Here is a 13,061-nt window from a genome sequence, read left to right on the forward strand (position 1 = left end):
CCACGGTCTTGCACTCAGGCAAGGCCCAATTCCTTGTCGATGAAGTCGAAGACGTCCTCTGCCGACGCCGACTCGAGCTGACCGCTCACATCACCGCCGACTCTCTCGTCACCGCCGGTCAGCCGCCCCAGCAGGGACTGCAGCCGGCCGGTGATCCCCATGCGTTCCACTTCCTCGGGTGCGAGCGCCCCCAGCGATGTCTCGAACCGGTCCAGGGCCGCGAGCACGGGCAGCTCTCCGGCGGCGTCGACCTGTACGAGCTGCGTGCGCAGGTATCCCGCGAGAGCCGCGGGGCTCGCGAAGTCGAAGACCATCGTGGCCGGCAGCTTCCTGCCCACGGCCTTCGCCAGTCGGCTCCGCAGGTCCACCGCGGCGACCGAGTCGAAGCCCAGGTCGTCGAAGGACCGTGCAGCGTCGACCGCGCCCGGTGCGTCGTAGCCGAGCAGGCCGGCCACATGCGTGCGCACCAGGTTCAGCAGCACCCGCTCCTGATCCGGCTGCGACAGCCCGGCCAGTTCCCCGGCGAGCCCCGACCCAGCGGATCCCGATTCGTTCTCGTCGCCTTCCAGAGTCGCCTTGGCCTCCGGCAGCGAGAAGAGCAAGGGGCGCGGGCGGGCGAGCGTATAGGTGGGTGCGAAGCGCGACCAGTCGAAGTCGGCGACCACCACATGGCTCTCGGTGCTCCCGAGCACCTTACGCAGTGCCGCGATCGCCCGGCGCGGGCTCATGGCGGGCGCGCCGATGCGCCGGCTCATTGCGCTGACCTCGGCATCGACCATCCCGGCCTCCCAGGAGCCCCAGGCGATCGAGGTCGCGGCGAGGCCGCGTGCCCGGCGCTGGTGGGCGAGGCCGTCGAGGTAGGCATTGGCGCTGCCGTAGGCGGCCTGACCCGCGCTGCCCCAGACGGCGGCACCGGAGGAGAACAGGACGAACGCGTCCAGTGGGCGGTCCCCGAGGATCTCGTCCAGATGCGCGGCGCCGAGCACCTTCGCCCGTGCCGTCTCGGCGAGTTCGTCCAGCGTTGTCTCCGCCAGCGGGGCCGGCCTCTGCATCGCTCCGGCGGCGTGCACCACCGCAGTGAGCGGCCGCTCCGGTCCGATGGCACCGATGAGCTGGGCAAGCGCCTCGCGATCAGCTACGTCGCAGGCCGCGATGGTCACTTGGGACCCGAGCGCGACCAGTTCGGCCTCGAGGTCCGCGGCTCCTTCGGCTGCGCGGCCGCGACGACTGGTGAGCAGCAGATGAGGTGCCCCGTCGGCCGCCAGCATGCGGGCCACGTGCGCACCGAGGCCGCCGGTTCCACCAGTGATGAGCACGGTTCCGGGCCCGTCCGCGGCGGAAATTCCGGACTGCGTGGTGGCCGGGGTGCCGGTGAGCGGAGCCCGTACGAGGCGACGGGCGTACGCACCCTCTACGCGGAGCGCGACCTGGTCTTCACCGCCCGGCCCCCCGGCCATGACGTGGCACAGCCGCCGGGCGACCGCCTCGTCCACGCTGCCTGGCAGGTCGACGAGACCACCCCACACATCGGGCAGGTCCAGCGACAACCCGATGCCCAGGCCCCACAGGGCCGCCTGCCCCGGGCTGCCGACCTCGGCCGGTCCGTGGACGGCCACGGCGCCGCTGGTGGCACACCAGAGCGGTGCGGTGATGCCCACGTCGCCGAGCGCCTGCACGAGCAGCAGAGTGGCGGCGGTTCCGTGGGCCAGTTCGGGATACCGGTCGTGGGGGCGGTCTTCCGCGGCCAGCAGTGACAGGACCCCGGCGGCCGATGTCGCTCCGGCGGCGGAACGCAGCTGCGCGGCGAGTGCCTGCCGGTCCTCGCCGGCGCTCTCGATCAGGGCCACCGAGGCACCCTCGCCGACGAGGGCGTCGGTGACCGCGGAGACGGACTCTTCCTTGCCGCGCCCCTCGGGTACGACCACGATCCAGAGTCCGTCGGTGCCGGTGTGCTGCGAATCCGGCAGGCGTTGCCACTCCACCTTGTATCCGAGGGCGTCCACGTCGCTCTGCTGCTGATACGAAGGGGCCTCGGCGGCGAAGTCGTACCAGTAGTGCTGTCGTTGGAAGGCGTAGGTGGGCAGGTCGGTAAGCCGGGCCGTGGTCCCCGCGAAGAACGCCGACCAGTCAACCACGACCCCACGGGCGAACAGCGCACCCAGCCCCGTCAGCAACTCCGTCACCTCGTCCCGGCCACGACGCTGCAACCCGACGAACCCGACCCCTTCAGCCTCACCCACAACGTCCACACCCATCGGAACCAGAGCCGCATCCGGCCCCAACTCCACAAACGTCCCCACACCACGACCCGCCAGCGTGCCCACCGCGTCCGCGAACCGGACCGGCTCCCGCACCTGACCCACCCAATACGAAGGCTCCGACCACTCACCGTCGACCACGGCACCCGTCACCGTCGACACCACGCCAAGCTTCGGCGCCCCAAACGACAACGACTCCACAACCGCGGCAAACTCCTCCAGCATCGGATCCATCAACGCCGAATGAAACGCATGACTCACCTGCAACCGCTTCGTCTTACAACCCCGAGCAACCAACTCAGCAGTGATAGCAAGGACTTCGTCCTCGACACCCGAGATCACCACAGAGGAAGGCCCGTTGACAGCGGCCACACTCACACCAGCCGACAACAACGGAAGAACCTCCCCCTCCCCGGCCCGAACGGCAACCATCGCGCCACCCGCAGGCAGCGCCTGCATCAGCCGGCCACGCGCGGCAACCAGCGCCGCCGCATCCTCCAACGACAACACCCCCGCCACATGCGCCGCAGCCACCTCACCCACCGAATGCCCCACCACGAAGTCCGGCCGCACACCCCACGACTCCACCAACCGGAACAACGCCACCTCAACCGCAAACAAACCGGCCTGAGCAAACACCGTCCGATTCAGCGCACCCGCATCCTCACCCCACACCACCTCACGCACCGACACACCCAGCCGCACATCCAACAACGCGACCACCGCATCAAAAGCCTCCGCAAAAACAGGGAAAGCGTCATACAAACCACGCCCCATCCCCACCCGCTGAGCACCCTGACCCGTGAACAAGAACCCGACCCGGCCACGCCGAACCGAATCCACCACACGACCCGACCCCGAAACCACCGACTCCAGACCACGCACCAACTCCGCGCGATCCGAACCCACCACCACAGCCCGGTGCTCCAAAGCCGCACGCGACGTCACCAACGACAACGCCACATCCACCGGCCGCAGATCCGCGGTCTTCTCCACGTGCGCCACCAAAGCCGCAGCCTGAGCACGCAACGCCTCAGCACTACGCCCCGACACCACCCACGGCACCACACCAGCAGCCACCACAGGAACCTCAGACGCCTCGACAACCTCCGGCTCCTCCACGATGACGTGCGCATTCGTCCCGCTCAGACCGAACGACGACACACCCGCCCGCCGCGGACGACCCGCAACCGCCGGCCACTCCCGCTCCTCGGCCAGGAGCGAGATGTTGCCTTCCGACCAGTTCACTTGGTGGGTGGGCTCATCGATGTTCAGCGTGCGTGGCAGCAGCTCGTTGCGCATCGCCATCACCATCTTGATGACACCGCCCACACCGGCCGCCGCCTGGGCGTGACCGATGTTCGACTTCAACGAGCCGAGCCACAGCGGGCGGTCGGCAGGTCGGTCCTGGCCATACGTCGCCAACAACGCTTGCGCCTCGATCGGATCACCCAGCACCGTCCCGGTGCCGTGTGCCTCCACCACATCGACATCAGCAACCGACAACTGCGCATTCGACAACGCCTGCCGGATCAACCGCTGCTGCGCCAGACCGTTCGGCGCAGTCAGACCGTTCGACGCACCGTCCTGGTTGATCGCACTGCCCCGCAGCACCGCAAGTACCGGGCGTCCGTTGCGCCGCGCGTCCGACAGCCGCTCCAGCAGCAGCATGCCGATTCCCTCGCCCCAGCCCGTGCCGTCGGCAGCGGCGGCGAACGACTTGCACCGGCCGTCCGGCGCGAGACCCCGGTCCTGGCTGAAGCCGACGAATGCGCGGGGAGTGGCCATGACGGTGACGCCGCCGGCCAACGCCAGCGAACTCTCACCCGACCGCAACGACTGCGCCGCCAGATGCATCGCCACCAACGACGACGAACACGCCGTATCCACCGTCACCGCCGGCCCCTCCAGGCCCAGGCTGTAGGCAACGCGCCCCGAGGCGACGCTGGCCAGCCCGCCGATGCCGCCGTCCCCGACGTAATCGTGGTAGGCGATCCCTGCGAAGACGCCGGTCGGGCTTCCCTTCAGCGACAGCGGGTCGATCCCGGCCCGCTCCAGCGCCTCCCACGAGGTCTCCAGCAGCAGCCGCTGCTGCGGATCCATCGCCTTGGCGTCCCGCGGGCTGATCTTGAAGAAGTCCGCGTCGAACTCATCCGCCTCGTGCAGGAATCCACCGTTGCGCGAGTACGTCTTGCCAGGGGTCGCGGGCTCCGGATCGTACAGGCCCTCGACATCCCAGCCACGGTTCTCGGGAAGGGTGGTGATCGCGTCCCTGCCCTCGGCGACCAGCTGCCACAGGTCCTCCGGCGAGCGGACGCTGCCCGGGTACCGACAGCTCATCGCGACGATGGCAATCGGCTCGTGCTGCCGCGCATCCGACTCGCGCAGCCGCCGCTTGGTCTGCTGCAGTTCAGCAGTGGCACGCTTGAGGTACTCGCGGAGCTTCTCGTTGTCGCTCATCTCCACCTTGACCGATCTCGTGTTGCATGGGGAAGCGGAATGTTCCGAGGGCCGCCACCGCCGACGCGGCGGCGAGCGCGGCCGGGCTACGAAATGCCGAGTTCCTGGTCCAGGACATCGAACAGCTCGTCGTCCGTGGCCGTGTCGACGACAGCCTCGATCTCCGGGGCAGCAGCTCCGGCAGCATGGGTGTCGCGCCACTTGCGCAGCAGCGCTTCCAGACGTGAGGTGACCCGCGTGTGACCGTCGTCGAGTGCGACCTCGCCGAGCATGGATTCCAGCCGGTCGATCTCCCCGATCAGGGAGCGGGCGCGGTCCTCCTCGGCCGGGGCGATCTCCGCCGCGATGTACTCGGCAGCGGCGCGGGAGTTCGGGTAGTCGAAGACCAGGGTTGCGGTGAGCTGGAGCCCGGTCACCTCGCTGAGCCGCCTGCGCAGCTCGACGCCGGCGAGCGAGTCGAACCCGAGTTCCTGGAAGGCGCGGCCCGGCTCGACCGCGTCCACCGAGGCGTGTCCGAGGACGGCCGCGGCCTGCGTACGTACGACTTCCAGCAGCTCCTCTTCGCGCTCGTGGGGCGGCAGACCGCTCAGCCTCCGCCGCAGGTCGCCCGCCCGCCGGCCGGAGGCCTGCTGCTGTCGCCGCCCGTACGCGGGCACCACCCCGTGCAGTACGGGCGGCACGGCGTCGGACATCGAGCGCAGCACATTCCGGTCGAGGCCTATCGGGAACAGCGAAGGCTCTCCGGAGTCGAGGGCCACCTCGAAGAGGGCCAGCCCCTCAGCCTCGGTCAGCGCGGGAAGCCCCAGCGAGCCCATGCGGCGGTGGTACCCCACCGCTGGTTCGCCGTCCGCGGCCCACGGACCGTAGGCCAACGCGAGCGCCGGGAGGCCCAGGGCCCGCCGCTGGGCAGCGAGCGCGTCGATGAAGGTGGCCGCAGCAGCGGTATCGGCCTGGCCGGCGCCGTGCAGCAGTCCCGCCGATGTTCCGATCAGGACGAAGGCATCCAGTGCAAGGTCCTGCGTCGCCTCGTGCAGGCTCCAGGCGGCGATGGCCCGGGCGCGCAGGACCGCCGCCAACCGCTCCCCCGTCAGGGTGCCGATCGTCGTGCTGTCGTCGGTGGATTCGGCGTGCACCACCGCCGTCAGCGGGTACGCGTCGTCGATACGCGATAGCAGCCCGGCGAGTACCTCGGGGTCGGCGACATCGCCCGCTTCGACGGTGACGTGGGCTCCCTGTTCCACCAGCTCGGACACCAGGGCCGTGGCTTCGACATCGGAGCGCCCGGTCAGGACCAGCCGCTTCGTTCCTCGTACGGAGACGAGATGGCGTGCCAGAACGGCGCCCGCACCCTGTGTCCCACCCGTGATGAGTACGGTGCCCTCCGCCGTCGCCGAGGGGCGGGTCTCCGGCACCGGAGCCGGAGCCGTGGCCAGCCTGGGCAGCAGAATTACACCGCTTCGTACCGCAGCCTCGGGCTCACCGGTGCCGAGCGCCGCTACGAGGGTCCACTCAAGCTCGTCCGGACCGGCTTCGGGATCCAGATCGATGAGCAGGAACCTGTCGGGGTGCTCGGCCTGGGCTGCGCGTACGAGCCCCCATACGGCCCCCTGGGCGGGATCGGCCACGCCACCGCGCACGGGGACGGCGCCCCGCGTGACCACGGCGAGCCGAGAGTCCTCCAGCCCGTCATGGGTGAGCCATTCCTGGACGGTTTCGAGCGTGCGTCGTGTCAGGTCGTCGGCCGTCCGCGGAAGGTCACCGTCGGTGCGGGGCAGCGGCAGGACCGCCGTGCGGGGGGCGAGTCCGTCCGCGGCGAGCTCGGCGGCGAGCTCCGCCGGGCGCGAGTAGGCGGGTACCGGGCCGAGGGGTGCGTACTCCGCACTGCCCAACAGCACCACGGCCCGTGGCTCGGTCCCGGCGGGGCGAGCGTCCTCCCTGGGAGTCCAGTCCAGCCGGAACAGCGCACCACGGCCCGTCGATGCCACGGTCCGGCCCTGGGCCCGGCGCGATACGACGGAGCCGACCGTGAGCACGATCCCGCCCGCCGGATCGGTCATGCTGACGGCCACCCGTCCGGCCTCACCAGGTACGACTCGGACACGCAGCGCGGACGCCCCTGTCGCCTGCAGGGTCACGTCGCCCCATTCGGCGGGCATCACCGTCGTTCCGCCGTACTCCGGGCTGATGCGGTGCGCCTGCAGTGCCGCGTCCAGCAGAGCCGGATGCACTGCGAAGTGCGGGGCTTCACCGGCCTCATCGGGCAACGCGACCTCGGCCAGCAGGTGGTCCCCGTGCCGCCATGCGGCCGTGACCCCCTGGAACGCCGGCCCGTAGCCGTGGCCACTCGCGAGCAGCTGCTCGTAGACGTCGTCCACGTCGAGCGGGACTGCCCCGACCGGCGGCCAGACACGGCCCTCATCATGAGCTGCCGACGTGCGGTCACCGACCGCAAGAACTGCTGTGGCGTGCAGAATCCACGGCACATCGATCCCTTCGGGACGGGAGTGCACGCGCAGCGGCCGCTCACCTGCCTCGTCGGGCGTGCCGACCCATATCCGTAGAGCGGTGGCCGATCCGTCGGCGGCGAGGACGAGAGGTTTCTCAACGATGAGGCTGCGCACGACGTCGTAGCCGAGGTGGTGCGCGGCGCACAGCCCGAGTTCCAGGAGCCCCGTTGCGGGGAACTCCTTGACGCCGTCCAGGTCGTGATCCGCGAGCCATCGCTGCTCGCCGAGGCTGATGCGCCCGGTGAGGAGCAGGCCGTCGCCCTCGGGAAGCTCAACGACGGCTCGGAGGAAGGGATGCTCGATCGCTGTCAGCCCGACGCGCGCGATGTTGTCGAGCGACTGGGCGTTCAGCCAGTAGTGCTGTCGTTGGAAGGCGTAGGTGGGCAGGTCGGTAAGCCGGGCCGTGGTCCCCGCGAAGAACGCCGACCAGTCAACCACGACCCCACGGGCGAACAGCGCACCCAGCCCCGTCAGCAACTCCGTCACCTCGTCCCGGCCACGACGCTGCAACCCGACGAACCCGACCCCTTCAGCCTCACCCACAACGTCCACACCCATCGGAACCAGAGCCGCATCCGGCCCCAACTCCACAAACGTCCCCACACCACGACCCGCCAGCGTGCCCACCGCGTCCGCGAACCGGACCGGCTCCCGCACCTGACCCACCCAATACGAAGGCTCCGACCACTCACCGTCGACCACGGCACCCGTCACCGTCGACACCACGCCAAGCTTCGGCGCCCCAAACGACAACGACTCCACAACCGCGGCAAACTCCTCCAGCATCGGATCCATCAACGCCGAATGAAACGCGTGACTCACCTGCAACCGCTTCGTCTTACAACCCTGCGCATCGAGCCGGCCCGCCACCGCCAGGACTTCGTCCTCGACACCCGAGATCACCACAGAGGAAGGCCCGTTGACAGCGGCCACACTCACACCAGCCGACAACAACGGAAGAACCTCCCCCTCCCCGGCCCGAACGGCAACCATCGCGCCACCCGCAGGCAGCGCCTGCATCAGCCGGCCACGCGCGGCAACCAGCGCCGCCGCATCCTCCAACGACAACACCCCCGCCACATGCGCCGCAGCCACCTCACCCACCGAATGCCCCACCACGAAGTCCGGCCGCACACCCCACGACTCCACCAACCGGAACAACGCCACCTCAACCGCAAACAAACCGGCCTGAGCAAACACCGTCCGATTCAGCGCACCCGCATCCTCACCCCACACCACCTCACGCACCGACACACCCAGCCGCACATCCAACAACGCGACCACCGCATCAAAAGCCTCCGCAAAAACAGGGAAAGCGTCATACAAACCACGCCCCATCCCCACCCGCTGAGCACCCTGACCCGTGAACAAGAACGCCGTACCTTCACCCGCACGCGCGACACCACGGACCACACCCGCACCAGGCTCACCGGCCGCCAGCGCCGACAACCCCGCGACGATCCCCTCACGGTCCCCCGCGACCACCACGGCCCGGTGCTCCAAAGCCGCACGCGACGTAGCCAACGAGAACGCCACATCCACCGGCCGCAGATCCGCGGTCTTCTCCACGTGCGCCACCAAAGCGGCAGCCTGAGCACGCAACGCCTCAGCACTACGCCCCGACACCACCCACGGCACCACACCAGCAGCCACCACAGGAACCTCAGACGCCTCGACGGCCTCCGGCTCCTCCAGAATCACATGCGCATTCGTCCCGCTCAGACCGAACGACGACACACCCGCACGCCGCGGACGACCCGCAACCGCCGGCCACTCCCGCTCCTCCGTCAACAACTCCACCGCACCCACAGACCAATCCACCTGCGAAGACGGCTCATCCACATGCAACGTCCGCGGAAGAACACCCTCCCGCATCGCCATCACCATCTTGATCACACCAGCCACACCCGCAGCAGCCTGCGTATGACCGATGTTCGACTTGACCGACCCCAGCCACAACGGCCGCTCCGCAGGCCGGTCCTGGCCATACGTCGCCAACAACGCCTGCGCCTCGATCGGATCACCCAACGTCGTACCCGTACCGTGCGCCTCCACCACATCCACATCAGCAGCCGACAACTGCGCATTCGACAACGCCTGCCGAATCACCCGTCGCTGCGAAGGACCGTGAGGGGCGGTCAGTCGGCTCGACGCACCGTCCTGGTTGACGGCAGACCCGCGCAGCACGGCAAGCACCGGATGGCCGTTGCGCCGCGCGTCCGACAACCGCTCCAGCACCAGTACGCCCACGCCCTCGCCCCAGCCGGTGCCGTCGGCAGCATCGGCGAAGGGCTTGCACCGCCCGTCGGCTGCCAGGCCGCGCTGCTGGCTGAAGTAGATGAAGACATCGGGGGTGGACATCACGGTCACACCGCCGGCCAACGCCAGCGAACACTCACCCGACCGCAACGACTGCGCCGCCAGATGCATCGCCACCAACGACGACGAACACGCCGTATCCACCGTCACCGCCGGACCCTCAAGCCCCAGGCTGTAGGCAACGCGCCCCGAGACCAGACTCCCCCCACTGGTCACCGCCGCCTCGGCACCCAACCCGTAATCGTGATACATCAACCCCGCGAAAACACCCGTCGCACTCCCCTTCAACGACAGAGGATCAATCCCCGCCCGCTCCAACCCCTCCCACGACGCCTCCAACAACAACCGCTGCTGCGGATCCATCGACAACGCCTCATTCGGACTCACACCGAACAAACCCGCATCGAACAACGCCGCATCACGCAGAAAACCACCCTCCCGCGCATACGACTTACCAACCCGACCCACCTCCGGATCGAACAACCCCGCAACATCCCAACCACGATCCCCAGGAAACACACCAACCGCATCCACACCCCCGGAAACCACACCCCACAAACCCTCCGGAGACGCCACCCCACCCGGATACCGGCACGCCATCCCCACCACCGCCACCCGCTCCCCCGCCAACAACCCCTCAGCACGGGAAAGGCGTTCGCGCGTCGTTCGCAAATCGGCAGTGGCGCGCCTCAGGTATTCAAGAAGCCTTTCCTCGTTGCCCACCGAAGGCCCCCTCTGCGTCAGTTCGGATCCCCATGGCTCACACGGCACGGCAGCCGGGAGTGTGCGGTTTTCAGTCAGTCGTCTCGGCGTTTCACAAGACGTCTGATTCTTCGCTTCGGAGGCTACTGAGGCCCCCCTGGGCGGCCAACCCCTGACTGCGGCCAAGGGGGACCCCTAGTCCCGGCGGGCCTGTGGGTTAGGGGGTGGAACGAAGGTTCCGGGCTCCTTCAGGGGGTGAATCGTCTGGTGGCTCTCATGTCTATCCGGCTTGAATGTTGTTCCGGTTCGACTGCCCGTCGGCCAAGACGGCGTTCGCCTTGTGGGCGGAGTACAGAAGGGAAGCCTGCCAGTGAATGAGGCCGCGGCACCAGAACGAACCAGTGCGTGGATCCGACGTTTCGAGCCGGCCCCTTCGGCGCCGACGCAGCTGGTCTGCTTCCCGCACGCGGGTGGCTCGGCTGCGTACTTCCTCCCCGTCGCGCGGGGTATGTCGCCCGCCGTGGACGTCCTGGCGGTCCAGTATCCGGGCCGGCAGGACCGACGCGGCGAGCCTTGCATCGAGGACATCCACCAGCTGGCCGATCTCGCTGCCGCCGAGCTGCTCCTTTGGGCCGACCGGCCCCTCACTCTCTTCGGTCACAGCCTCGGCGCCACGGTGGCGTTCGAGGTCGCGGTACGACTGGAGCGCGCCGGGATCGAATTGCTCGGTCTGGTGGCCTCGGGACGTCGGGCACCTTCCCGACCCCGCGACGAACGAATCCACGAATTGGATGACCGCGGACTGATAGAGGACCTGAAGCGGCTGAGCGGAACCGACCACCGGATGCTCGATGACCCGGAAATCCTCGAAATGATCCTTCCCTATGTACGCAGCGACTACAAAGCCGCCGAGACGTACCGCTACCAAGTCGGCGGGGTGCCCGAGATCAACTGCCGGGTCTTCGCCATGACGGGTGACTCCGATCCACATGTGACGATCGAAGAGGCACGAGCCTGGTCCACCCACACGTCGGGGGCCTTCGGCCTGAAGGTTTTCTCCGGCGGCCATTTCTTCATCAACGACCACGCAACCGAAGTGATCAAGAAGACCGGCGAATTCATCGATGGCCGTATGCCGGCCACCGAACTCCACGTGTAGTTCAGAAACAGAGGCTTTCGATGTCGGGGTACGGAAAACTCCTGGCCATCAGCGACCTCCACGTCCGCTACGACGAGAACAAGGAGATCCTCCAAGGGATCCGGCCGACGTCGGACGGCGACTGGCTGCTGGTCGCGGGGGATGTCGGGGAAAACAGCACCGACATCCATCGGACCCTGGAGCTCCTTGCCGGTCGGTTCGCCAAGGTGATCTGGGTGCCGGGCAACCATGAACTGTGGACCACTCCGGACGACCCCCTGCGGCTCGGCGGTGTGCGGCGTTACGAGCATCTGGTGTCGATGTGCCACGCGTTGGGGGTTGTGACCCCCGAGGACCCCTTTCCCATCTGGGAGGGGGCAGGCGGCCCCACTGCAATCGCCCCGCTGTTCGTCCTGTACGACTACTCTTTCCTGCCTGCCGGCGCGGTGGACAAGGCATCCGGGCTGGCCATCGCGGAGCGAGCGGGCATCGTCTGCAGTGACGAGTTCATGCTGCACCCGGACCCGTATCCCTCCCGGGAAGCATGGTGTCGGGCCAGGGTGGAGAGCACGGAAGCACGGCTGGCCGCCCTGCCCACCGGCATGCCCACCGTGCTCATGAACCACTTTCCGCTGGTCCGCGACCCCACGTTTATCCTGAGGCATCCAGAGTTCGCCATGTGGTGCGGGACCGTCGCCACCGCCGACTGGCCGACCCGCTTCCGCGCGGCGGCGGTGGTCTACGGCCATCTGCACATTCCCCGGCTCACTTATCACGACGGAGTGCCGCACCACGAGGTGTCCCTGGGCTACCCGCGCGAGTGGCGTCGTTACGGCACGAACCCGGGCCAGCTCGTGGAAGTGCTCCCGGCCGCTGCCGCCGAAGAGGTGCGCCTGTGATCGAGGATCTGCTGCCGGCTTCGGTCGAGGTGGTCGAGTCATTCAGCGACTCTCCCGTCGAGTCGCTCTTCCCGGCGGAGGCCGAGGTCGTCGCGCATGCGGTACCCGCACGCCGCCGTGAGTACGCGACCGTCCGAGTGTGTGCCAGAGAGGCACTCGGACGGCTGGGAATCCCTCCCGCGCCGCTGCTGCCTGGGGCATCCGGCGAGCCCGTGTGGCCGACCGCGATCGTCGGCAGTCTGACGCACTGCACCGGGTACCGGGCGGCTGCGGTCGCGCGATCGTCGGACGTCACCACCATCGGACTGGATGCCGAGCCCAACCAGCCGCTGCCCAACACCGGGGTGCTGCACCACGTGGCGCGGCCCGAGGAGCAGCGACAGCTCGCCCGGCTTGCGGCACAGCGGCCCGACGTCTGCTGGGACCGGATGCTCTTCAGCGCCAAGGAGAGCATCTACAAGGCCTGGTTCCCATTGACCCACCGTTGGCTGGACTTCCTGGAGGCCACGGTTGTGATCGAACCCGAGGAGGGCACGTTCTCCTCGCGTCTACTGGTCCCCGGACCGCTCGTGGACGGCGTCAGGCTGCACGGTTTCCGTGGCAGCTGGCTGACCAGGGACGGTCTGCTCCTCACCGCGATCACAGTGACCCGGTCCGGGGCCGGGACCCTGGCGGAGGCCTGGGCCGGCCGATCGACATCGCTGCATACGGGCCCGGCCCCCGTGGAACACCCCACCACCGTGGTCCGCTGAGACTCGCGGTCCGGGTCGGCCGTACC

At 68.6% G+C, this 13,061-nt stretch carries 4 protein-coding genes and 1 pseudogene; 3 read left to right on the plus strand and 2 right to left on the minus strand.

Annotated elements, in window-relative coordinates; all coding sequences use genetic code 11:
* Positions 1-14 precede the first annotated feature (14 nt).
* Positions 15-4,718: a type I polyketide synthase gene (locus ACV7NM_RS08550; protein ID WP_463409735.1), complete on the minus strand. Its 4,704-nt coding sequence runs from the start codon at positions 4,716-4,718 to the stop codon at positions 15-17.
* Between the two features lie 86 nt (positions 4,719-4,804).
* Positions 4,805-10,258: pseudogene (locus ACV7NM_RS08555) on the minus strand (type I polyketide synthase); the annotation flags it as partial.
* 358 nt (positions 10,259-10,616) lie between these two features.
* On the opposite strand from ACV7NM_RS08555, the gene ACV7NM_RS08560 reads away from it, so the two are divergent.
* Genes ACV7NM_RS08560 through ACV7NM_RS08570 form a run of 3 tightly spaced genes read left to right on the plus strand, consistent with a single transcriptional unit; the run spans position 10,617 to position 13,035 of the window.
* Complete coding sequence (locus tag ACV7NM_RS08560; RefSeq protein ID WP_463409736.1) at positions 10,617-11,405, plus strand: thioesterase II family protein; 789 nt, start codon at positions 10,617-10,619, stop codon at positions 11,403-11,405.
* Positions 11,406-11,425: 20 nt separating this feature from the next.
* Entirely contained in the window at positions 11,426-12,283 is an 858-nt protein-coding gene (locus tag ACV7NM_RS08565; protein WP_463409737.1) for a metallophosphoesterase family protein, read from the plus strand.
* Positions 12,280-13,035, plus strand: coding sequence for a 4'-phosphopantetheinyl transferase family protein (locus tag ACV7NM_RS08570; protein ID WP_463409738.1), 756 nt, complete (start codon positions 12,280-12,282; stop codon positions 13,033-13,035). The genes ACV7NM_RS08565 and ACV7NM_RS08570 overlap by 4 nt, the downstream gene beginning before the upstream one ends.
* The last annotated feature ends 26 nt before the right edge of the window (positions 13,036-13,061 follow it).

The organism is Streptomyces sp. Tek67B01, assembly GCF_055231995.1.

Bases quoted from the DNA above. Each gene is read 5' to 3' on its own strand.
- ACV7NM_RS08550 (WP_463409735.1), bottom strand. From the start codon at position 4,718: ATGAGCGACAACGAGAAGCTCCGCGAGTACCTCAAGCGTGCCACTGCT.
- ACV7NM_RS08565 (WP_463409737.1), top strand. From the start codon at position 11,426: ATGTCGGGGTACGGAAAACTCCTGGCCATCAGCGACCTCCACGTCCGC.